This window comes from Labilibaculum euxinicum, from assembly GCF_963678175.1.
GTDB classification, from domain to species: Bacteria; Bacteroidota; Bacteroidia; order Bacteroidales; family Marinifilaceae; genus Labilibaculum; species Labilibaculum euxinus.
The window spans coordinates 5,001,606-5,024,675 of sequence record NZ_OY782756.1 but is presented as its reverse complement, the minus strand read 5'-3'; the positions used below and the strand labels follow the sequence as shown (position 1 = coordinate 5,024,675).

The following is a 23,070-nucleotide window of genomic DNA, read 5'->3' as shown; positions in this document are numbered from 1 at the left end:
TTGATTCTATAAGCATTATTTTATGAGATCAATTTTACGTTAATTTGGTATAACGCAGTATTTGGACTTTTCCAGCCAAGACTATTTAAATACAAAGAGGCTGTCTCATAATTACGAAACAGCCTCTTTTTATATACCTATTCGAGAATATTTTCAAATATTAAAATCTCAGAGTCTTAAAATTTCATTTGAAACATCCTCTTCTTTTTTTGTTTTCTGATTTTCCTTTTCAGGTGATGTTTACTGCAATCTAATCTTGCAGTTATTTGCTCTGATATTTAGTTTAGAAAAGGCTTTTTTATCGCCGACACGGCCTTTTGCTACAAAAGTCTTTCTATCAGCAGTTTCTTTGTTCGATAAGATGAAGTCTTTCGAATTATCGAATTTTACTGACTTGTGATTGATTTCATAATCAATTTGAGCACCTTCCATAAAACTAAGGCCAACATCTCCGTATTTCGAGTCTATTTTAATAAATGAAAACATATTGTTGATATTGAAGATATTGATGTGTCCAAATTTTAGATCAAAATCAACTTCACCTCCCAATTGGCTAATTTCAATTTTGCTGAAGTTTGATGATCCGTACAGGTATTCCAATTCTTTAATGTCGAATTTATCGCGGGCAGAAGTCATGCCAATGTTATCGGCAACACCAATCGTAAATTCAGAATCGCGGCTCTCACCGGTTAATTTGCCGGTATTTTCGATACTTACTTTAGAGTTGGCTACGTTTAATTTGGAATCACTTAGTTGTTCAACTTTAAAAGTACATCCGGTAATTGTAAAGCTGTTTTCACCATGTAAGCTCGCGGCAGTAAAGTTTCCATTTGTCAAATCAAGAATTAGGTTGCCATCATGACTATCCATAAAAACATCTCCATCTTTTTGGATAATTTCTAAGTTCACGTTGGAAGGTAACTGAACGGTGTAACTGATCTTTATTTCTCCCTTGTTAAAAAGAGAATTGGTGAGTTTTTTTAGTGAGAAAAAATCTCCAAATACGGTTTCTGCAGATAATTGAGCTTCTCCTTCCGTAAAATCGATATTGATATCATCGGTCATCCTTTTTGTTTTCTCATCATCCGACCCCTCTACACTAATAAGTACCTCGAATTTAATTTCAGGATTGTCCCAGTGTTTAATCTGAATTTTACTGTATTTCGATTCAATTTTAAGGTTTTCTCCGGCTTTAAACGTCTTCTCAATTTTTTTGTGTTTGGTTACTGCATTTGCTGATCCAACAAAAAAGCAGATGCTAAAAAGTGCAAATAGTAATCGTCTCATAGTATTTGTATTTATTATTTTAAAATTAATTGTTTAACAATGTTTAATCTGATCGTAAATGTAAAATATTTAACTACTTCCTGAAGTATTAGATTGTGTTGCAATACGAATTTTAACAAAGATTAATAAAAGAGTGGCTATAAACAGACAAACCCTTCCAATGAAATCTCCATGTTCGGAGTAAAAGGTTTTATTTTCCCGTAATTTTAACCTGCTGGTCAGCACCTCTTTTTTCCACCATGTACTCTTTGCAATAATTGTGCCTTTTGAGTTGATGTAAGCTGAAATTCCATTGTTGGCAACCCGAATATAGTCTCTGCGTGTTTCAATGGCCCTTAATCTACTAAAATTGAAATGATGTTTGTATCCCGGAGTTGTTTTCCACCATCCGTCATTGGTAATCATGCAAAGAAAGCCGGGGATCTCAGGAACTCTTTGTGCACAGTAATCTCCAAAAATTGATTCGAAGCAAACTACCGGCACTAATGCTATGGAATCAGATATGAAATAGTCAATATCATTCCTGCTGCTATAGGTTCCCTGGTATCCTCCAATTTCAATCGAATAGTCTTTTAAAAAGCTCAGGTATTTATCGAACGGCACTCTCTCAAATAAAGGAACAAGCTTTGTTTTGTGGTAAAATTGAGGTCTTATGGTATCGGTTAAAAATAATGCTGAATTGAATGATTCTGATTCAATTTTGCTGTGAGTACCAATTAGTATTTTCGTTTTAGGATATTTCTTTTTTAAATCGAGTAATCGTAAATAGTTGTAAGATTGTCTTGGATTATTTTCATCGATATATTTTAAAATTACGGTTTCCGGCGCCAATAAAAAATCGGGATGGTGAATACCGCATACCGAATCTGCTGTGGTCATAAAATCCGCAAAGTGTTTTTCTTCATTTTCAGGAACAAATTTTTCGTTGTACGGATCTAAATTTGGCTGGATTAGTGCGAAGCTTTTGGTTCCGATTCCATTTTCCTTTTGGTGATACAGAAAAATAGAGTAGAGAAGAGGAATACCAATTAAAAGAAACATTCCAATAGATCTAAAAGCGATGTTCTTTTTTTGATTTTTTATCAGAGAAAAGAATCCGAGATTGATTAAAATCACCCATAAACTTCCACCACGCGTTCCTGTAATATCGTACCATTGTATCCATTTCGGTGCTGAAGCAAAAGCATTTCCCAAATTCAACCAGGGCCAGGCTAAATCCCACCAGGTATCGAAATATTCAAAGCCCAGCCAAATAAGTAGAAAGGGAAAGAGAATGGAAATTTTCAAGTGCTTTCTCGATCGGCTAATCAGCCAGAAAATCAGAGCAAGCAAAAGAGAGTTAATAAGTATGATGAGGATTACGCCTGTGATTTGAGCTTTGCCCACCCACCAATATGCCAGAATGTTCCACACTAAAAAACTCAGAAAAGCATAGTTGAAAAGTGTGTAAGGATTGTGGTGATTGATTGTTTTTTCCTCCAGCCATAAAAGAGGAATCCATGCAAAAAAAATGATCGGAAAAAGTTGTGGTATGCAAAAAGGCATGCCCAGCAAAAGACCTGATGCAATGGCAAATAATATGTTTTTTTTCACGTTATCGATGAGTTAGATGAACTCCAACTAAGATAATAAATATGGATGCGGTTTGAGCAATCGAAATATGATCCCCGCCAATTACAATGCCCCAAAAGATGGCAATAATGGGAATAATATAGGCTATTGATGCTGCAAAAACATGCGAGGATTTTTTGATGAGCTGATTGTATAGAATAACTCCTGCGAAAGTTAATACAGCCAGCAAACCAAGCATTAATGCACTTTTCGATAAGCTTTCAGATGCCAAAGGTGAACTTAAATCGGTGAAAGCCAGAAAAATTCCAGCCATGGGGCCAACAAATAGAAATGCCAGAGAGGCTATTTCGGTTCCGGTAAGTTTAGGCAATGAAAAACTGACAATGTTTATGCTGATGGCTACCGATAAAATGGCCATAAACACGAAAAAGACACCCCAGAAATACGACGATCCGAAAGAATCTCCGGAAAAACTAATGATAAGTGTTCCTGCAAATCCCAGTAAAATTCCGACCAGCACTTTTTTATTCGTACCTGCTTTAAAAAAAAGGATGGCAATCAGCAATGTAACCATAGGCAGCATGGCATTTAGCATGCCTGCCACCGAAGAGTTGATTTGGGTTTGCGCTTTGGCGAAAAAGTAGGCCGGGCCAATATTTCCTGTGATTCCTGAAAGTAGTAACGGAAGTATGTTTTCTTTCGAAAGTTTTCTGATGTTTTTAATAATCAGAGGAATAAATAGCAGGAATGAAAAAAACACCTGAAAAGCAGCCACTTGATTGTGGCTAAAGCTTTCCAATGCAATCTCCCTCAAAATATATGGACTTCCCCAAATAAAAGAAACCAAAATCAGTAATATCCAATTGTTATATTTTGGGGGCAGTATCATTATCTTGGGGTGCTGTGTAATTATTCGTTTTCTTCTTCGAAAGCCTTGTATTTCGCAGTTAATTCAGAAATCATTTGGCTGAAAGTAGTAATCGCCGAGAGGGTGTCTTTCGAGATTTCTTTTCCTTGAAGTTTAAGCATTAAGATACCATACAAAGCAGTAAGGCATACCTCAATGTCGTTGTTTTCCTGGGTTGCTTTCGATTTTTCGCGAAATTCGGTTATGTTGCCAAGAGCCTGCTGATAATGGTTGTTGTAGGCTGAATCTTTGCCTTTTGTTAGTAGATAAACATGAAAATCGTAAAGCTCGTTTACGTTGTTCTTAAGGATTTGAAGATGTCCTGTTTCTTCCACTTTTTCAATCTTCATCATTTCAATCAGATTTTCGTACCAGTCTCTAATTTCGTTTTGAGTAGCTTCCGGCTGATTGAATTGTTTGATGATGTTTTCGTCAATTTTATCAATGTTGAATTGATAGGCTCTGATGATATCCTCAACTTGCCACATGTAAAGGATGTATTCTGCTAAATTCGTTTTCTTTTTATCCTGTGCTATTATCATATTTTTTTCTTGTCGGTTCCTGATGTGTTTATTCCTTCTTAAGCTTATCAATTAATCTGCGATCTAATTTTGTTGGTCTTCCAATACCTCTGTCCCGTGATTCAAACCCACGTGTATTGGTTGCTTCCAATAAATCCAATTGATCCTGAGCAGTTATGTCTTTTACAAAGTCAACGGCCAATTTTGCGCCCATCCGTTTGCCGGATATAGCTGTAACCAAATAACTGCGGGTAATAGGTGGTACACGCACATCAATTTGTTCGTTTAACCTTACTTCGCGCGATGGTTTCACGTGTACACCACCAATGGTAACTTTTCCTTTTTTACAAGCTTCGGCCGCCATACTTCTGGTTTTGAAAATACGTACAGCCCACAGCCATTTGTCTACTCTAACCTTATCATCCATGGCTTCTTATTTTTTTAACTGCCTGATTTTTTTGTATTGTATGCTGTCATGGTTCTCTGGATACCAATGGTACTCATTCCTTTTATCATGTTGATACAGATTTTAAAGAGTTCAGGTAGTTTCTCCAGCTCTTCAGGCGACCATTCACCTAAAACGTAGTCTACTTGCTTTCCTTTGCTAAAATCGGAACCAATTCCAAAACGCAGGCGGTTATAGTTTTGGTGTCCTAGTATCTCGTTGATGTGTTTTAATCCGTTATGACCGGCATCACTTCCTTTCGGACGCAACCGTAAAGTTTCAAACGGCAAGGCAAGGTCATCAACCAAAACCATCATGTTTTCAACGGGTATTTTTTCTTTCTGAAGCCAGTAATTAACCGATTTTCCACTTAAATTCATATAAGTGTTTGGCTTTACAAGCACAAAGATCCGGCCTTTAAACTTGTATTCAGCAACAGCTCCATATCTTGCTTCTTTGAATTCTATATTAGCTGTCTCGGCAAGAGCATCCAAAATACGAAATCCTATATTGTGTCTTGTGTTTGCGTATTCAGCACCAATGTTGCCAAGGCCGACAATCAGATATTTCATCTCAATATTATTTTCTTGCAGCGGATGTTTAGTCTGCCCAAATAGTTTTTTTAGAAATTGTATCATAACAAATCCAAAGTTAGAATATTCACGGCATTTTCCATGAAAACTTTGCATTCATTCCATCCTTCATTTTAGGAACGAAGGATATTAAAAAAAACCTCCCATTCTTCAATAAATGGGAGGTTATATTTATTTGCTTCATTGTGCTGAGCAAAATAGTGTTGAAATCTATTTTGCAGCCATAGCAGCAGCACGAGCAGCTCTTGTAAGCTTAACTTGAACAACTACTGATTTCTTAGAGTTAAGAAGTTCTAAGTTATCATAAGCAAGTTCTCCAACCTGAATACTTTTTCCAAGTCCAAGGTGGCTAACTTTAACAAGAAGATTTTCTGGAAGATCAGCCATTAGACCTTTTACCTTAAGTTTTCTTGAGATAACTGCTAATTTACCACCAGACTGAACACCGATTGCGAATCCTTCAACTCGAATTGGTAATTCTACTTCGAATGCTTTGTCTTCAAATACCTGATAGAAATCAGCATGTAAAGCTTTGTCATTAACTGGGTGATACTGAACATCTCTTAATACACAAGAGAATTTTTTTCCGTCAACATCTGCATTGATAACATATACGTCTGGCGTAAAAAGTAATTTACCCAATACTTTTTCGTTAATAGCAAAGTGAATATTTTCACCGCCACCATATACTTCACATGGCACCATTTCTTCTTTACGAAGAGCTTTGTTTGCTTTTTTTCCTAAATCTGTTCTTAAAGAACCTTTTAATTCAAAAACTTTCATTTCCTTGAAATTATGTGCTACTCAAAATAAACGTCATCACCCGGTAAAAAAGTTCCGTTTACTTCCCATTACACGTTTATAAAATATTTTACCGAAAAAATCTGCGCAAAGATATAAATTATAATATGAAATTGGAACTGATTGATTCGCAATTATAAACATTAAGAATTGTTTTTGCGAAAATATCAGCAATAGTCAATTCTTTAATTTTTGAACATTCGCTTTTTAAAGGTATCGAGTCGGTGAAAACAACCTCTTCTAAAGCCGATTCTTGAATTCGTTCATAAGCCGGACCGGATAGAACAGCATGTGTTGCAATAGCACGTACACTAAGAGCACCTTTCTCTTTTAACATGTTGGCGGCTTTTGTAATTGTGCCTGCCGTATCAATCATGTCATCAACAATTACAACATGTCTGCCATCAACATCACCAATTGCAGTCATTTCACCAACCACATTCGCTTTTTCGCGGGATTTGTGGCAGATAGCCAAACCTGCATTTAAATATTTTGCGTAAGTATTCGCTCTTTTACTACCACCCATATCCGGAGAAGCAACAACCAGATTATCCAATTTTAAATTTTCGATGTAAGGAAGAAGTACAGAGGAACCATACAAGTGATCAACAGGAATGTCAAAAAATCCTTGAATTTGGTCAGCGTGAAGATCCATTGTCATCACACGGTCAACGCCCGCAGCCATTAATAAATTGGCTACCAATTTGGCTCCAATCGCAACTCTGGGACGATCTTTTCGATCCTGACGGGCAAATCCGAAATAAGGGATTACTGCAATAACTTTATATGCAGATGCTCTTTTGGCCGCATCAATCATTAGCAATAGCTCCATCAAGTTATCAGTTGGGGGATAAGTTGATTGGATAATGAATACTTGAGCACCTCTTACAGTTTCTTCGTAACAGACTTCGAATTCACCATCACTAAATCTTGTAATGCTTGATTTTCCTAACTGTAATCCTGCTGCTTTTGCAATTTCACCTGCTAAATACTCACTGTTCGAACCAGAAAAGATTTTAATCGGGGCTTTCATTAAAATATTATTTGTTTATAAATCAGATAACTATTGTACTGTGCAAATTTATGAATTATTGCGCCAAAAAACTGATTTTAGTCAAGTTGCCGCAATTTATTTTATCCATTTTAAAGAATAATTTATTTTGTTTAAATAAAAAAGAAGATGTCTTTACGAGATCTTCCTTTATTGTTATTTTCGCTTTTGAAGCAAAACCGTTTTGTTGGTTTCATCAATAGAATTTAATATTTCGTCTTTCCCTAATCCACTTGATGCCGAACTAATGAAGTAAGGGGGCATTTCTTCCCATGTATTCAATAACTCAGTTTCGTAGGCTTTAATGTTTTCAGATAATTGTTGCTTGCCAAGCTTATCAGCCTTTGTGAATATAATAGAGAAAGGGATTCCGTTTACACCTAACCATTCCATAAAATCAACATCTTTGGCTTGAGGTGCGTGTCTGCAATCCACAAGTACAAATAAGTTGATAAGATTGGGACGGCTTTCAATAAAGCTGAAAATTAACTTTGAAAACCGTTGTTTGGTATTCTTTGCAACTTTGGCAAAACCATATCCTGGTAAATCTACCAAATACCATTCATCATTAATTAAGAAATGATTAACCAATTGTGTTTTACCAGGCTTGGTAGAAATTTTTGCCAAACCTTTATGATTGGTCAGCATGTTTATAAGTGATGACTTTCCAACATTCGAACGCCCGATAAAAGCATATTCTGCTTTATTATCGGTCGGACATTTTCTTATATCCGAATTGGACATCACAAATTTAGCACTAGTAATATTCATGGAGTATTTTGTTTTACGTTGCAAAGTTATACAGATTCTTATCTTTTCCGAAAAATGATTCAACTTTATTGACTGATCATCCCATATTGTATGGGAATAAAAAAATCCTCTTTTTAATTGTATAAAAAGAGGATCGTATAATTTATTATCAGTCTATTTTATATAGACTTCAAGAATTTTTGTTTTTGTTTTCGGAGTAAGAGTCAAATTATTAATAATCGCAGGAATTAAAACGCTTTCTCCCTTAGCAACTGTTATTGAACCTTCTTCGTAGGTGATTTCCATATCACCTTCCAAACACATATAAATCACAAAAGAATCTAATTCTATGTAGTCTTTTTCCTGTGGTTTGTCAAATTCCAGAATATTGGTTGTAAAATAGGGACAACGAACAAGTTCTGAAGTTTTATTAATTTCAGTTTGGTAGCTGGTTTCATATTTTTTCTCAAAACTATAGTCGATGGCATCAACAGCAAGTTCTGTATGCAGTTCTCTTGGGTTGCCGGCATCATCAGTTCGGTTAAAATCGTACATCCGGTAAGTAACATCAGATGTTTGTTGAATCTCGGCCAACAGAATTCCTTTTCCAATTGCATGAACACGGCCAGCCGGAATAAAGAAACAACTTCCTTCTTTTACAGGTGCATTGTTTAAAATCTCTTCCAGTTTGCCTTCCTTCAATTTCGCTAAATATTCTTCTTTGGTGATGTTTTGATTGAATCCAACAATCAGTTCAGATCCTTTGTCGGCTTCAATAACATACCACATTTCTGTTTTGCCATATGCATTGTGTCTTTCTTTCGAAAGTTCATCATCAGGATGTACTTGAATGGAAAGGACGTCATTGGCATCAATAAATTTTATCAGTAAAGGAAATTCAACCCCGAAATTTTCATAAACATGGTCACCTACAAGGTCTCCCATATAAATTTCAATGAGTTCTTCCAGATCATTTCCAGCTAAAAAGCCATTGCTAACAACAGAAATATCTCCTTCTACACCTGAAATTTCCCAACTCTCACCCGCATTAGGCAGTGGCGAAAAATCTTTATTCAATACTGTTTTTAATTTGCTTCCGCCCCAAATTTTATCTTTAAGGATGGGCGTAAATTTCAATGGATACAAACTCATTTTTGTACAATTTATTAATTTGATTGCTATATTGGCTTTTGGCTAATCTTAAAATTCGTAGTCAATTACTTTGCGTTCTGCGGCCATTTCTTTTACAACCGATGCTGCTGTTAAATGTTCAGGATGGTTAGCGTATAAAGGCAAGGCGTCAATGTTTTCTAAATCAACATTCACTACAAAATCAAATGAAGCATCAGAACGAAGTTGGTCAAAACCAATTTGTAAAAATTTAATTTCAGGAATTCTTTCATCCAATCCGTCAAATGCCTTTTTTAATCTGTTAAAGTAATTCTCTTTTGCTTCAGCCGATTCAAAAGCTTTAAACTTAAACATTGCAATGTGCTTGATCATTTTAATTATTTTTTAAATTATTAGTAACTTTCCAGCCGAAGTTAATGCAAAATTAGCATTTTTGAATCAAACATCTAAATATCATACAACATGTTGATTATTGGAATTGCCGGAGGAACAGGCTCTGGCAAAACTACAGTGGTAAGAAAAATCATTGAAAGGTTAAATCATGGAGACGTTGCCGTTTTACCTCAGGATTCATATTACAGGTCGAATGAAGAGCTTACACTGGAAGAACGTCAGGAAATAAATTTTGATCATCCAAGATCAATAGAGTTTGAATTGTTAATTGAGCATGTGAAGAATTTAAAACAAGGTGTCTCAATAAATCAACCTATTTATTCGTATATCACTTGCCTGCGTTCCGATGAAACGATTAGAGTAGAACCAAAAGGAGTAATTATTGTAGAAGGACTTTTGATTTTAACCGATCCGGTTCTTCGGGATTTAATGGATTTAAAGGTATTTGTTGATTGCGATGCTGATGATCGTTTAAACCGGGTAATTAAAAGAGATATTGTTGAACGGGGCAGGTCTGTTGAAAAAGTATTGGATCGTTACGAAAAAACGGTAAAACCAATGCACCTTCAGTTTATAGAACCAAGCAAGCGTTATGCTGATATTATTGTGCCGCAAGGAGGTAATAATATTGTGGCGATAGATATTTTAACCCATTTTATTCAGAAAAACCTGATCGAGCATCAGTAAGTTGTTTATTTTTATTTCTGGATAAGAAAAATTAGAATGGAGACTTTGTTACTGTCTCCTTTTTTTCTAACTTTTCATTTTTATTTATGATAAGTCTTTTGTTATGCTGAATCAAATTAAAGTTGAAAATTTACTTTTTGTAGATATCGAGACAGTTTCAGGAAATGCAGCTTTTGAGGAAATGTCGCCTAAGTTGCAGGAGCTGTGGGAGAAAAAATCTGATTATTTTCGAAAAGAGGAAGAATCGCCATCTGATGTATATGGAAGGGCAGGAATTTATGCCGAATTTGGTAAAATTGTTTGCATTTCAACGGGTTTGGTGACTAAAAAAAATGGAGAGAAAAAGTTTGTTGCGAAATCATATTATGGTGACGATGAAAAGCAATTGTTAGAGGAATTTGCTTTGATGTTGGATCGTTTTTGCAGCAAACCGAATCGAAACCTGTGTGCACACAATGGAAAGGAATTCGATTTCCCATACATAGCCCGAAGAATGCTGATAAACGGCGTTGTGTTGCCTTCAGTTCTGGATATTGCAGGCAAAAAACCTTGGGAAGTACAGTTTTTAGATACCATGGAACTCTGGAAATTCGGCGATTATAAGCATTATACTTCTTTGGCTTTGCTTTGTGAGATTTTCGGTATCTCTACACCAAAAGATGATATTGACGGATCGATGGTGGGTAAAGTGTATTGGCAGGATAATGATTTGGAACGCATTGCTGTATATTGTGAGAAAGATATTCTGGCCACAGCGCAGGTGTTTTTACGTTATCAGGGAGAGGATTTAATTCCGGAAACCAATTTTGAGCGGGTATTGTTATAAATGTCTTGCTATTGTACAATAGTTTCGCTTTTTTCGTGTTTGTATATCAGGATGTAAATCCTAATTTTATTCAAAAATATTTTAAAAACTAAAAGATAGTAAATCTGATGAATACTTCATTTTATAATAAATTGTCCTTTGCGATATTGATTGCTGGAAGCCTATTTTTAACCTCTTGTGGAAGCAGTAGTGGAGGTGGAGAAGAGGACGTTTTTGAATTTAAATCTTCCGACCTAACCAACAAGTATTGGTATGCAAATCCTTTTTTATCATCTGATTATAATCGTAATGATGCTTTGATCGTGTATCGTTTTGAAGGGGGAGGAGTGTTGAAAAAGCAAGAATTTAGTGGTCGGAGAGATGAAGTTGTTGGAGAATGGAGTTTAATAGATAATCAGTTGGTGATTAAAGATGAATCTATTTCTGCGGATAATAGGCAAGAATGGTTTATTCAGGATAAATCAACTAATTCCTATTTGAAGCTTAATAGTTCGACAGGAACCAGGGAGTTTTATACAGATATAGATGGAATAAATGATGTGAAAGCAGATGCTTATGTTGTGAATGAGTTACGTTTGGTTAATAATGTTTATGAGTCAGCTTACCGATTGGAATATATTGTTCGTGGTAATAGTCTTTCTAATGTAACTGTTTTGCCTGACGCTTCAAGTTCTTATCAGTTAGAAGAATTTACCGATTTTAAAGGGGGGAAGGCATTTCAGTTATCAGCTAATGATCGGTTTAAGTATGTTAATGATTTTGCGGGATCTCAAACGATCAAGTTTTATATCAAACTGGCTAATAAAGAGCAGTATAAATTGGAGGAACAACTTTACGCTTCAGATATTAAAGCGTTAAGTAATTTTGATATTACAGCATCACATGCAAGTGGTAGTTCACAAGTTACTGTAAAGTGGAAGGCCGTAGATGAGGATAATATTTACTACTATGTTGAGATTTTGGATAAGAATGCGAATGAAAATGCTCCTAAATTCAGAAGCGCAAGACAATCTGCTGTGGCAGGAGAGGAAAAAGAAATTGTAATTAGCTCTTCTACTGCTAATGAATTGGATTTGTTGTCTGAATTAACAGTAGGTGAAGACTATTTTGTGAAGATTATTGGTTTCAAATACGAAGACGGCATTCATGCAGATAATAGTTCAAACAAGGAAGAAAACATACAAGCTATGACACGCTTTGTTTTAAAAGGTGGTCAGTGGTAGTATGAAAATAATTGAATTTTAGCCCCGAGACGAATTCGTTTCGGGTTTTTTATTGAATCCAAAACAAAATACTTCACTGTTATAATCAATAGTTTTGCTTGCTCTGCCTGTCCTCAAACAAATGTAGCCTGTCCCCACAATTTGTTTCGCTTCCGGATTCTTTCCGTTCCCTGAAAATAATTCTCCGTTCGTGAAGGCGAGTGTTCCGTTCGTACTTTCACTTGTTCCGTTCGCGAACGGAAGGGTATTCACTCCGAACGGAGTATTTCAACCTGCGCACGGAAGCACAAAACTGCCGAACGGAAAGGGGTCCAACGCGCACGGAAGCCCATCCATGCCAAACGGAAGACCTCAGTCGGCGCACAGAGATGGTCAATTTACGAACGGGAGTGTCTTCTCCTGAAATAGCACATTTTAATCCAAAGCAAAATATTCAACAGTTTTAACCAGTAGTTTTGGCTGTTCGGCATGCACCCAATGTCCGGCATTGGGAATGGTTGTTATTTCTGCTTTTGGAAATATTGTTCGTATTAAATTGTGGTCGTTATCGCTTATGTAATTCGATTTTTCGCCACGGATAAATAGAACAGGAAATGCTGTGATTCCTTTGCCTTCTGCAAAACGATCACCATCAATACCGTCCATTATTTGAGGTAAGTAATCGTTAATGGTTTTAATATTTAGTTTCCAGATAAACTGTTTGTTCTCGTCTCTTTTCAAATTTTTAAGAAGAAATTGTCTGACACGTTTACTGGTTATACTTTCTGTTAATTTTGCATCAATTTCGGTTCTGTTTTTGTAAAGCGATAAATCCAAATTAAGCATTGCTTTAACGATGCAGGAGTGATCGATTGTTTGTGGGGCGTAATCGGAAATTTTGCTGTAGTTTTTGGGAGCAATATCCACAACAAGCAGACTGCTTACTCTTTCGGGATGATCGGCAGCAAAGAACATAACCGTTTTCCCGCCCATCGAATGCCCAAGTAAAATGGCCTTTTCAATTTTGTGATCGTTCATAAATTCCAGAAGATCTTCTTTTAAATCCTGATAAGTATGTGAGTTGGCATGAGGAGAGTCTCCGTGGTTTCTCTGATCAATAATGTAAACCGTGAAGTTATTCGATAGCTCTTTGGCAATAGTCAGCCAATTATCCGATGCGCCGTAAAGACCATGAAGAATTAGTAAAGGGCGGCCTTTGCCAAGTTTTTTGTAATTGAGTTTCATTTGCCTGAGATTTATTTCGGAAATAAAGATAAGAACCAAATCAATAAAGTGATTGGTGAAGTTGAGTTTTTTAAGAAGATTTAGAAATAGAAAAGGATGCTTTGAGAGCATCCTTTTGTAAATATGTAATGAGTTCAGGCTTATTTCAAACACCTAAGATACATCTGAATGGTATTTTCCAAACCATAGTACAATGAATCAGAAATAAGGGCATGCCCAATTGATACCTCAGTTAAATTTGGAATGTTATCGTTAAAATATTTAAGATTTTCCAAGCTCAAATCGTGTCCGGCATTAATTTCCAAGCCTAATTCGTGAGCCTTTTTTGCTGCAATCACAAAAGGACGAATGGCTTCCTCTTTATTTTTAGGATAATTTGTCGCATACGGTTCTGTGTATAGTTCTATACGATCTGTTCCGGTGGCAACAGCACCTTCAATATTAGCAAGATCTGTGTCAACAAAAATGGAAGTTCTGATGCCGGCAGCTTTAAATTCCTTTATAATTTCGACTAATATATCACGATTTTTAACTGTATCCCATCCTGCATTCGAAGTTAATGCCTCTGGAGGATCAGGAACAAGAGTGACCTGTGCCGGTTTTGCTTTTACAACCAAATCAATAAAATCCCGGGTTGGATATCCTTCAATATTAAATTCGGTTATAACTAAAGATTCTAAATCCCTAACATCCTGATAACGAATATGTCTTTCGTCAGGACGAGGATGTACTGTAATACCTTCAGCTCCAAATCTTTCACAATCTAAAGCTACCTTGCAAACATTAGGAGTATTCCCTCCGCGGGCATTTCTAATTGTCGCAATTTTGTTTATATTTACACTAAGTCTGGTCATTTTATATAACTTTATTGGTAGAATAAATAGGTGAAAATAAGTACAAATTTTCTTTGTGTAATTAAATTCTCCTTAAGGCAAAATTAAAAGTAATTCCTAGAAAACAGGTATGTATGATAGCAAAAGATTTAATTTCTGATGTAGTTCCGGTATTACGGGAAACAGATACGGGGATTCAAGCTCTTAACTGGATGGAGATTTTCAGAGTTTCTCATTTGCCAATAGTAAAGGGGGATCAGTTTCTGGGCTTAATTTCAGACAACGATATCTACGACTTAAACAAGGCGGAAGAACCTATCGGCGATCAAAAATTATCCCTGTTTAGTCCCTATGTAAACGAAAATCATCATATCTACGAAGTAATAGAGATAATTTCAAGGCTTAAATTGACTGTGATACCGGTTTTGGAAGATGAGAAAACCTATGTTGGTCTTATAACTTTAAATGATTTGATGCAATACATTGAAAGAATTTTTTCCGTTCGCGAACCTGGAGGTATCGTTGTGTTAGAACTTAATTCTGTAGATTATTCTTTAAGTGAAATATCTAGAATTGTAGAGAGTAATGATGCAAAAATTCTCAGTCTGTATGTGACATCATCTACGGATTCAAGAAAAATTGAATTAACTATTAAAATAAACCGAACCAATATCACTTCAATAATACAAACTTTTTTGCGTTACGATTACACCATTAAAACTACCTATGTTCGTGAAGATGACATGAAAGATATGATGGAGGATCGATACAATTCGTTCATGAGGTTTCTAAATATCTAAAAAGCTTAAGTTTTAGGCTTCTTTTTCTGCGTAGAATTCTTGCCACTAATCAGATTACTCTATATTTGTGCTAAACATTACTTAAACAGACATACCAAGCCAATCTTAAGGTTTTATAGGATTTTAAGTGAGTGTAAATTTAAAAAGGTTTTAGAATTTTTTGGATTCTGTTACACAAGCAAATAAACAAAACACAAATTTGTGAAGTATGAAAGTTGCACTTTTTGGCAGATCATTTAACGAAAGCTTTACCGAAAGTTTTATTATGATGTTTGACGTTTTTACCAGTCATAATATCGAAGTAATCATTTATGAGCCTTTTTATGATTTTCTAATCAGGGAAATTAATTTTAAACCTCCTGTTCAGTCCTATTTTCGTAGCAATAAGGATTTGGATAAGAAAGTGGATTTCTTCTTTAGTATTGGTGGAGATGGTACTTTCTTGGATGCGGTGACATTTGTGCGCGATTCGGGGATTCCATTGGTTGGGATTAATAGTGGTCGCTTAGGTTTTATGGCCGATATTGCTCAGGATGAAATACCGCAGGCATTGGCTGATATTGTGGCCGGAGAATATAGTTTCGAGGAACGGAACTTACTGCAGTTGGAAACATCAAGGAATGGTTTGTTTGAGGAATTTAATTATGCTTTAAACGAATTTACCGTTCATAAAACTGACTCGGCTTCGATGATCACTATTCATACCTATCTGAATAATGAGTATTTGAATTCTTATTGGGCCGATGGTTTAATTATAGCGACTCCAACCGGATCTACAGCATATTCGCTAAGTGTTGGCGGACCAATATTAATCCCCAACACACAAAATTTTATCATTTCACCTATTTCTCCGCACAACCTTACAGTTCGACCGATTGTTGTGCCCAATCATCATGAAATAACACTTCGGGTTGAAGGTCGAAGTGAGAGTTATTTGGCTTCGCTTGATTCTCGCTCCTGTACTTTTGAATCATCAATTGAACTGAAAATCAGGAGAGCTGATTTTCAGATTAAGGTATTAAAACTAAAAACACATAGTTTTTACGGAACCTTGAGAAACAAGCTCATGTGGGGTGTTGATAAACGTAACTAGAGAACAATTTTATTTGGGTTTTCATTTTAACAAAATTTAACGACGGGTTGGCGTTATTTTTTTTCATTGATAAGGTTTTTTAAGATTATATGTTACTTTTGTAGCTTGTGAATAAATTGAGATAGAGTACATCCTCTTCAAACCAACGGTTTTAGGAGCTTAAGCAACAACTTCACTTTGTTTACAGGAAGGAAAACACAAACTTGATTTCATGTATAAACTGATATTGGGAATACTGTTTTTTGCGATAGGAAATTCAGCTTTTTCGCAGACTAAAGCAGAGTTAGGCTTCTTTGGCGGAGTCTCCTATTACATGGGTGATATTAATCCTCAAAAGCAGTTTTATTCAAATTCAGTTGCCTTGGGAGGAATTTACCGCTATAATTTTAATTCACGGTATGCCTTAAGGGCTGGCATGTTGTTTTCAGGTTTAAAAGCAGAGGATAGGGATTTTAATAATTCATATCAACAAGCAAGAGGTGCATCATTCAAAACAGATTTAGTTGATCTATCACTGCAGGTAGAATTTAACTTTCAGTCTTTTTGGTCACCTAAAAAAACAAAAAGCCAGACTCTGGTTCCTTATCTTACAGGAGGAATAGGATACATTGCTCCAAGCAGCACCAGCTCTTCATTCACAATTCCAATGGGAGTTGGTGTGAAAACTAACTTAACAGGAAGATGGACAGCGGCTTTAGAATGGAGTTTTAGGAAGAGTTTTACCGATGATCTGGATCATCTTGATGATCCAAATGATCTTAATAAAAGTAGTTTAGTACACAATAACGATTGGGCATCTTTTTTTGGAGTAATGATAAGTTATAAATTATTCCCAGATAATGAAGAATGCCATTCATACGATCGCTTTGTAAAATAAGATATGTCATTTAAAGATAAAATAGTAAAGGAAAAGCTGCCAACTCATCTTGCCATTATAATGGATGGGAATGGGAGATGGGCAAAAATGCGGGGAGAACATCGTATTGTTGGTCATCAGAACGGCGTTGAAGCAGTAAGACGAACTGTTGAAGCTGCCGGCGAGCTTGGAATTTCTTATTTAACCCTGTACGCGTTTTCTACCGAGAATTGGAATCGACCTCAGGATGAGGTTTTAGGATTAATGTCCTTGTTGGTCGAAGCAATAGAAAATGAGACTCCCACTTTAATGAAGAACAATGTTCGCCTGCAGGCAATTGGCGATCTGGCAAGTTTGCCGCTTGAGGTAAGGGAGAAATTACAGGGAACAATTTCCAATACATCTGGGAATTCAGGTTTGACTTTGGTTTTAGCCTTAAGTTATAGCTCTAGATGGGAAATTGTGAATGCAGTTAAAAGTATTGCAAGTCAGGTTAAAAACGGAGATATATCTCTGGATGAAATTAATTCGGACTTGTTCTCTAATCAACTTACCACAAAAGGTATTCCTGATCCGGAACTTTTGATAAGAACGAGTGGAGAAAACAGAATAAGCAATTTTCTTTTGTGGCAAATAGCTTATTCTGAATTGTATTTTACTGAATTGTTCTGGCCTGATTTCAATAAAGAAGAACTATATAAAGCACTTTTTGATTATCAGAACAGAGAGCGTCGATTTGGTAAGATTAGTGAACAAATTAAAGATAAATAAGCATTAACCATTATAATTCAAGTAATGATTAAAAGATTAACTTTCATTTTTACTCTATTTTTAAGTTTTAGTGCGTTAGCACAGGAAACCGATACAATTTATAATCCGGTAACTCATTATTCTTCTCCAAAAAGTTATGAATTGGGTGGCGTTACAGTAACAGGAGTAAAACATTTGGAAAATAATGTTTTGGTGCAAATTTCAGGTCTTCGTGTTGGTACTACCATTGAAGTTCCTGGTGAAAAAGTAACAAATGCAATTAATAAATTGTATAAACAAGGTCTCTTTTCGGACATTCAAATTACAGCAACCAAGGAAATAGGGAACAAGATTTACCTTAATATACAACTTCAGGAACGTCCTCGATTGTCTTTGGTAAATTATAACGGAACATCAAAAAGTGAGACAACAAAGCTGAAAGAGAAATTAAAGCTGATGAAAGGAACTCAGGTTACCGATTATCTGGTTACAAACATAAAAACTATAGTTGAAGGATACTTTAAAGAAAAGGGTTTTTACAATACTAGTGTTTCCGTTATTCAAAGGGATGATTCAGCAGAGGAAAATAGTGTGATACTCGATATTAATATTGATCGAAACAATAAAATTAAGATTAAGCATATTTTTGTTGAGGGAAATACAGCTTTTACCGATAAAAAGGTGAAAAAGGCAATCAAGGATTCAAAAGAAAAAACATTCAGAAATTTCTTAAAATCTTCGAAGTATATTGAAGAAAAATGGAATGAGGATAAATTGACTTTAATTGAGAAGTACAATGAAAAAGGTTATAGGGATGCACTTGTTTTATCAGATAGCATTGAACAGGTATCTGAGGATAGAGTGAATATTCATGTGAAAGTGAAAGAAGGGAATCAGTATTTCTTCAATAATATAGATTGGGTTGGTAATACAGTGTACACCGGTTACTGGTTGCAAAGAGTATTAGGAATTAAAAAAGGAGATGTTTACAATCAGACTTTACTTGACAAGAGATTGAGCAGCGATGATGATGCTGTTAGTAATCAGTATCTTGACAAAGGATATTTATTCTTCAATGTGAATCCTGTAGAAACAGTTATTGGTAAGGATTCTATTAATCTTGAAATGAGAATTGTTGAAGGAAAACAGGCAACCATAGATAGAGTAAATATTATTGGAAATACAAAAACTCATGAGCATGTTGCCCGTCGGGAGTTGTATACATATCCTGGAGAATTGTTTAGCAAATCGGATATCATTCGAAGTGTAAGGGAATTGGCTCAGTTAGGTCATTTTGATCCGGAAACGATTAGTCCGGATGTGAAACCTCACCCTGAAAGTGGAACCGTGGATATTAATTATAAGTTAGAAGAAAAAGCGAATGACCAGATAGAACTTTCCGGAGGATGGGGTGCTGGAATGATTATTGGTACCGTTGGTTTGAAATTTTCTAATTTCTCGATTAGAAATATGTTTAACAAAGAGGCTTGGAGTCCTTTGCCAACGGGAGACGGGCAAACATTGAGTATACGTGCTCAAACGAATGGTTCATACTACAATTCTTATAGCATGTCATTTACCGAGCCTTGGTTAGGGGGTAAAAAACCAACTTCATTAAGCACTTCAATTTATTATTCTCAGCAAACCGGATATAGTCGCTCTTATAGCAGAAACTATAGTTATGGTGCTGGAATGAATGGTAATTCAGATCAAAGCCAGAAGGTATTTGGAGCAAGTGTTGGGTTGGCTCGTCGTTTAAAGTGGCCTGATAATTATTTTTCTTTGTATAACGAGGTTAGTTATCAAAACTATAGATTAAAAGATTGGCAGTATTATTTAATAGCTAATGGAACATCTAATAATTTCAGTTTTACAACAACATTATCCAGAAGCTCAATTGATAATCCGCTGTACACAAGAAGAGGTTCATCTTTTTCATTAAGTGTTAAGGTAACTCCTCCATATTCGTTATTTGATAATATAAACTATTCTCGACTGACGACTAGTGATAGAGATAATCAAAAGAGATATAAATGGATTGAATATCACAAATGGGTATTTAAAGGAAAAATGTACACATCCTTATTGAATAGTACTGATAAACTGGTTTTATATACAGGAACTGAATTTGGATACTTGGGGTATTTTAATAAGGATAAAAGGTCACCTTTCGAAGGATTTGAAGTAGGAGGTGATGGTATGTCGGGATACAGCATGTACGGAAGTGACAATATTGGACTGAGAGGATATGAAAATGGATCATTAACACCAGTAAGTGCAAATGGCAGACGTTTGGGTGGTAATATTTATTCTAAATTTACAGCAGAGGTTCGTTATCCATTATCTTTAAGCCAGTCTGCAACAATTTATGCATTGGCATTTGCTGAAGCAGGTAATGCCTATTACGATTTTGAACAATTTCAACCATTCAATTTGAAGCGTTCTGCAGGTGTTGGACTTCGAATATTCCTTCCTATGTTTGGATTATTAGGAATTGATTACGGATATGGATTTGATGAAGCGAATCAGGCAGGACAGAACGGTGGTCAATTCCATTTTGTAATTGGTCAACAATTTTAACTTATTTCATGTAACTGGTCTTTGGAGCTATTATAATTTAAGTTATTTTAGATTTTAATTCTAAAAAAGAATCGAATGAAGCGTTTAGTATTAATAATTGGATGTGTATGTGTATTGATAGGGAATTTGTATTCTCAGCAACGTTACGGATTCGTTGATACAGAATATATTCTCGATAAAATGCCTGATTATAAGAATGCTCAGGAACAACTTGATCAGATTTCAAGCAATTGGCAAATAGAAATTGAGAAAATAGCTTCTGAGATAAAGGAATTGCAGGCGAAGTTTAGAGCTGATGAGGTGTTTTTATCCTCAGAAATGAGAGAAAAAAGAGAAAAAGAGATTTTTGACAATGAAATTTTAGCTCAAAAATTGCAGCAAAAGTATTTTGGAATAAATGGGGATCTTTATAAAAAGCGTCAGGAATTAATAAAGCCAATTCAGGACGATATTTATGAAGCAATAAAAGAAATTGCAAAAGACGGAACTTATGGTATGATTATTGATCGTGCTAATGGACCAACAATTATATACAGTAATCAAAAGTTTGATTTAAGTGATAAGGTACTGTATAAGTTAGGTATTAGAACTAATTAAAATTAAAATAAAAACTAACTGAGTGATATTATGAGACATTTTTTAAAAGTAACTTTATTAGCCATTATCCTATCTGCAGGTTCAAGTACATTTGCTCAAACCTTAAAATTTGGCCATATCGACTCGAATAAATTACTGTCGATTATGCCTGAAAAAGAGCAGGCACAAAAACAAATTCAAGCTGCGGCAGCAGAGTATGATGCTCAAATTAAAGCAATGAGAGAAGAGTATCAAACTTTGGTAAATGCTTATGTAGAGAAAAGAGAAACTCTTTCGGAGGCTGTAAGAGCCAATAAAGAAAAAGAAATTCAGGATTTGCAAAATCGTATGCAGACATTTGATGGATTTGCTCAGCAAGAACTTCAAAAAAAGCAAAATGAATTATTAAAGCCGATTTTCGATAAAGCTTCAGCTGCAATAAAGGCTGTTGGTGCTGAGAATGGATTCATTTATGTTTTTGATATTAGTACTGGTGTTATCTTGTTCAACTCAAATAACAGTGTTGATATTATGCCATTGGTAAAAACAAAATTAGGAATACTGTAAATATTTTTCAGGATATTGTGAAAAGGTGGTATTTTTAATATCACCTTTTCTTATTTTTACCAGAATGATAAAAAATAGTCAGCCCATTGGTGTTTTCGATTCAGGATATGGAGGTTTAACCGTATTAAATGAACTGCTTAAGAGCTTACCTGAATATGATTTTATTTATCTGGGAGATAATGCCAGAAGTCCGTATGGTACCCGCTCATATGATGTTGTATATGATTACACACTAGAGGCTGTTGAGCAGCTTTTTTCAATGGGCTGTGAGTTGGTTATACTTGCATGTAATACAGCTTCGGCCAAAGCGCTTCGTACCATTCAGCAACATGATTTACCAAAAATAAATTCCAACAGGAGGGTTCTTGGAGTTATTCGCCCTAGTGCTGAAGAGGTTTCCAAAATTACGAAGTCCAAACATATTGGTGTAATGGGAACTGTAGGCACAATTCGTTCTAATTCATATCCATTGGAGATAGCTAAATTGTTCCCGGATGTTGTTGTTGTCCAGGAGGCTTGTCCAATGTGGGTTCCTTTGGTTGAAAATAATGAGATTGATACGGATGGTGGAAGGTATTTCATTAAAAAGAACATTGATAGTTTATTGGCTAAAGACCCTCTTATCGATTCGATAATACTAGGGTGTACTCACTATCCTTTGATGCAGTCGGAGATTAAGAAAATGCTTCCTGATCACATTCAGTTGATTTCTCAGGGAGAGATCGTTGCCCGAAGTTTAGAAGATTACCTTTTTCGACATCCCGAAATGGATGTTAGATGCAGTAAAAACTCAAATTGTGAATTCTTTACTACAGAATTTGTAGATAGTTTTGAGGAGAAGGCCAGTCGATTTCTTAATATTGCTTTAAAGGCCCGGCATATTAGCTATTAACTGTTAATAGGTTATAGTATAAAAAACAGAGCCTTTCAATTTTATATTGAAAGGCTCTGTTTTTTTTAGTTGAATTACTCTTTGATGGTTTCTTCATCTTCTTTGTACCAGCTGGCATACATTGCATAACTATTTGCAATTCGATTGATTTCACCTTCTAATAATTCCGGACTTAATTCTTTTATTTTTTTTGCCGGAGATCCTGCATATACACTGCCTGATTCAACATGCGTACCTTTTGTAACAACTGATCCTGCTGCAATAATCGCATTGCTTTCAATAATCGCATCATCAAGAACAACAGCGGCCATGCCTATAAGAACATTGTCTTTAATTGTACAACCATGCACCACTGCATTGTGGGCAATAGATACATTATTTCCAATTGTGGTAGGTGATTTTTTATAGGTTGCATGAATGGTTGCATTATCCTGAACATTCACATTGTTCCCGAGACGAATAGAATGAACGTCACCGCGTAAAACAGCACTGTACCAGATACTACAATCATTACCCATCTCAACATCACCAATTATGGCAGCGGTTTCTGCTAAAAAGCAATTGTCTCCAAATACCGGAGTTTTTCCATTTAATTCTCTAATAAATGCCATTCTTATTTAGTTTGATTATAAATACAAAGATAATTAAAAAAATATTTTGAAGATCTTTTATAAATATGTTGTAAAAAAAGTTACGCAAACGTTAACGTGAA

The 23,070-nt window shown here is 35.4% G+C and carries 25 protein-coding genes; 11 read left to right on the top strand and 14 right to left on the bottom strand.

Translation table 11 applies throughout. The annotated features are described in order from the left end of the window. Positions 1 to 240 precede the first annotated feature (240 nt). The 11 genes from ACY0M5_RS19890 to ACY0M5_RS19840 form a co-directional block, all read right to left on the bottom strand. The gene (locus ACY0M5_RS19890; RefSeq protein WP_461630354.1) at positions 241 to 1,287 is read right to left on the bottom strand and encodes a hypothetical protein; all 1,047 of its coding nucleotides are present in this window, start codon (positions 1,285 to 1,287) and stop codon (positions 241 to 243) included. Positions 1,288 to 1,356: 69 nt separating this feature from the next. Continuing rightward, entirely contained in the window at positions 1,357 to 2,880 is a 1,524-nt protein-coding gene (lnt, locus tag ACY0M5_RS19885) for an apolipoprotein N-acyltransferase (protein ID WP_461630353.1), read from the bottom strand. Position 2,881: 1 nt separating this feature from the next. Further along, on the bottom strand, positions 2,882 to 3,748 hold the full coding sequence (locus ACY0M5_RS19880; protein WP_461630352.1) for a DMT family transporter: 867 nt from the start codon (positions 3,746 to 3,748) through the stop codon (positions 2,882 to 2,884). Between the two features lie 20 nt (positions 3,749 to 3,768). After that, positions 3,769 to 4,308, bottom strand: coding sequence for a DUF4924 family protein (locus ACY0M5_RS19875; RefSeq protein ID WP_124992390.1), 540 nt, complete (start codon positions 4,306 to 4,308; stop codon positions 3,769 to 3,771). A gap of 28 nt (positions 4,309 to 4,336) precedes the next feature. Then, on the bottom strand, positions 4,337 to 4,714 hold the full coding sequence (locus tag ACY0M5_RS19870; RefSeq protein ID WP_101308225.1) for an RNA-binding S4 domain-containing protein: 378 nt from the start codon (positions 4,712 to 4,714) through the stop codon (positions 4,337 to 4,339). A gap of 14 nt (positions 4,715 to 4,728) precedes the next feature. Further along, the gene (pth, locus tag ACY0M5_RS19865; protein WP_225441368.1) at positions 4,729 to 5,370 is read right to left on the bottom strand and encodes an aminoacyl-tRNA hydrolase; all 642 of its coding nucleotides are present in this window, start codon (positions 5,368 to 5,370) and stop codon (positions 4,729 to 4,731) included. A gap of 165 nt (positions 5,371 to 5,535) precedes the next feature. Further along, the gene (locus tag ACY0M5_RS19860) at positions 5,536 to 6,108 is read right to left on the bottom strand and encodes a 50S ribosomal protein L25/general stress protein Ctc (protein WP_124992389.1); all 573 of its coding nucleotides are present in this window, start codon (positions 6,106 to 6,108) and stop codon (positions 5,536 to 5,538) included. 118 nt (positions 6,109 to 6,226) lie between these two features. Then, positions 6,227 to 7,159 carry a ribose-phosphate pyrophosphokinase gene (locus ACY0M5_RS19855; protein WP_124992388.1) on the bottom strand — a complete coding sequence of 311 codons (933 nt, stop codon included), beginning with the start codon at positions 7,157 to 7,159 and terminating at the stop codon, positions 6,227 to 6,229. 174 nt (positions 7,160 to 7,333) lie between these two features. Beyond that, complete coding sequence (gene yihA, locus ACY0M5_RS19850) at positions 7,334 to 7,948, bottom strand: ribosome biogenesis GTP-binding protein YihA/YsxC (protein WP_124992387.1); 615 nt, start codon at positions 7,946 to 7,948, stop codon at positions 7,334 to 7,336. A 153-nt stretch (positions 7,949 to 8,101) separates the two neighbouring features. Beyond that, positions 8,102 to 9,079, bottom strand: a complete 978-nt coding sequence (locus ACY0M5_RS19845; RefSeq protein WP_461630351.1) for a type I phosphomannose isomerase catalytic subunit — start codon at positions 9,077 to 9,079, stop codon at positions 8,102 to 8,104. 48 nt (positions 9,080 to 9,127) lie between these two features. Further along, positions 9,128 to 9,430: a Dabb family protein gene (locus ACY0M5_RS19840; protein WP_461630350.1), complete on the bottom strand. Its 303-nt coding sequence runs from the start codon at positions 9,428 to 9,430 to the stop codon at positions 9,128 to 9,130. A 90-nt stretch (positions 9,431 to 9,520) separates the two neighbouring features. Here ACY0M5_RS19840 and udk point away from each other — a divergent pair, with 90 nt between their 5' ends. The 3 genes from udk to ACY0M5_RS19825 all read left to right on the top strand — a co-directional run bounded on the left by udk (position 9,521) and on the right by ACY0M5_RS19825 (position 12,187). Beyond that, positions 9,521 to 10,138, top strand: a complete 618-nt coding sequence (gene udk / locus ACY0M5_RS19835) for a uridine kinase (RefSeq protein ID WP_124992384.1) — start codon at positions 9,521 to 9,523, stop codon at positions 10,136 to 10,138. Between the two features lie 103 nt (positions 10,139 to 10,241). Next, positions 10,242 to 10,964, top strand: a complete 723-nt coding sequence (locus tag ACY0M5_RS19830; RefSeq protein WP_156194536.1) for a 3'-5' exonuclease — start codon at positions 10,242 to 10,244, stop codon at positions 10,962 to 10,964. 107 nt (positions 10,965 to 11,071) lie between these two features. After that, the gene (locus ACY0M5_RS19825) at positions 11,072 to 12,187 is read left to right on the top strand and encodes a hypothetical protein (protein WP_461630349.1); all 1,116 of its coding nucleotides are present in this window, start codon (positions 11,072 to 11,074) and stop codon (positions 12,185 to 12,187) included. A 414-nt stretch (positions 12,188 to 12,601) separates the two neighbouring features. Here the strand turns inward: ACY0M5_RS19825 and ACY0M5_RS19820 are convergent, their stop codons facing one another. Then, a complete protein-coding gene (locus tag ACY0M5_RS19820) occupies positions 12,602 to 13,411 on the bottom strand; it encodes an alpha/beta fold hydrolase (protein WP_124992381.1) in 810 nt (269 codons plus the stop codon). Between the two features lie 140 nt (positions 13,412 to 13,551). After that, positions 13,552 to 14,265 (bottom strand): pyridoxine 5'-phosphate synthase, encoded by a 714-nt coding sequence (locus ACY0M5_RS19815; protein ID WP_461630348.1) that lies wholly within the window; start codon positions 14,263 to 14,265, stop codon positions 13,552 to 13,554. Positions 14,266 to 14,378: 113 nt separating this feature from the next. Here ACY0M5_RS19815 and ACY0M5_RS19810 point away from each other — a divergent pair, with 113 nt between their 5' ends. The 8 genes from ACY0M5_RS19810 to murI all read left to right on the top strand — a co-directional run bounded on the left by ACY0M5_RS19810 (position 14,379) and on the right by murI (position 22,358). After that, complete coding sequence (locus ACY0M5_RS19810; protein ID WP_101308237.1) at positions 14,379 to 15,044, top strand: CBS domain-containing protein; 666 nt, start codon at positions 14,379 to 14,381, stop codon at positions 15,042 to 15,044. Positions 15,045 to 15,252: 208 nt separating this feature from the next. After that, positions 15,253 to 16,137 (top strand): NAD kinase, encoded by an 885-nt coding sequence (locus ACY0M5_RS19805; RefSeq protein WP_124992379.1) that lies wholly within the window; start codon positions 15,253 to 15,255, stop codon positions 16,135 to 16,137. A 211-nt stretch (positions 16,138 to 16,348) separates the two neighbouring features. Further along, entirely contained in the window at positions 16,349 to 17,014 is a 666-nt protein-coding gene (gene porG, locus ACY0M5_RS19800) for a type IX secretion system protein PorG (protein ID WP_124992378.1), read from the top strand. A 3-nt stretch (positions 17,015 to 17,017) separates the two neighbouring features. Then, a complete protein-coding gene (locus ACY0M5_RS19795) occupies positions 17,018 to 17,764 on the top strand; it encodes an isoprenyl transferase (RefSeq protein WP_461630347.1) in 747 nt (248 codons plus the stop codon). A gap of 24 nt (positions 17,765 to 17,788) precedes the next feature. Further along, the gene (gene bamA, locus ACY0M5_RS19790; RefSeq protein ID WP_124992376.1) at positions 17,789 to 20,323 is read left to right on the top strand and encodes an outer membrane protein assembly factor BamA; all 2,535 of its coding nucleotides are present in this window, start codon (positions 17,789 to 17,791) and stop codon (positions 20,321 to 20,323) included. A 75-nt stretch (positions 20,324 to 20,398) separates the two neighbouring features. Further along, positions 20,399 to 20,920, top strand: coding sequence for an OmpH/Skp family outer membrane protein (locus ACY0M5_RS19785; RefSeq protein ID WP_461630346.1), 522 nt, complete (start codon positions 20,399 to 20,401; stop codon positions 20,918 to 20,920). A gap of 30 nt (positions 20,921 to 20,950) precedes the next feature. Beyond that, on the top strand, positions 20,951 to 21,466 hold the full coding sequence (locus tag ACY0M5_RS19780; protein WP_101308243.1) for an OmpH/Skp family outer membrane protein: 516 nt from the start codon (positions 20,951 to 20,953) through the stop codon (positions 21,464 to 21,466). 64 nt (positions 21,467 to 21,530) lie between these two features. Further along, on the top strand, positions 21,531 to 22,358 hold the full coding sequence (murI, locus tag ACY0M5_RS19775) for a glutamate racemase (protein WP_461630345.1): 828 nt from the start codon (positions 21,531 to 21,533) through the stop codon (positions 22,356 to 22,358). A gap of 74 nt (positions 22,359 to 22,432) precedes the next feature. Here the strand turns inward: murI and ACY0M5_RS19770 are convergent, their stop codons facing one another. Beyond that, positions 22,433 to 22,969: a gamma carbonic anhydrase family protein gene (locus ACY0M5_RS19770; protein ID WP_461630344.1), complete on the bottom strand. Its 537-nt coding sequence runs from the start codon at positions 22,967 to 22,969 to the stop codon at positions 22,433 to 22,435. Positions 22,970 to 23,070: the final 101 nt, after the last annotated feature.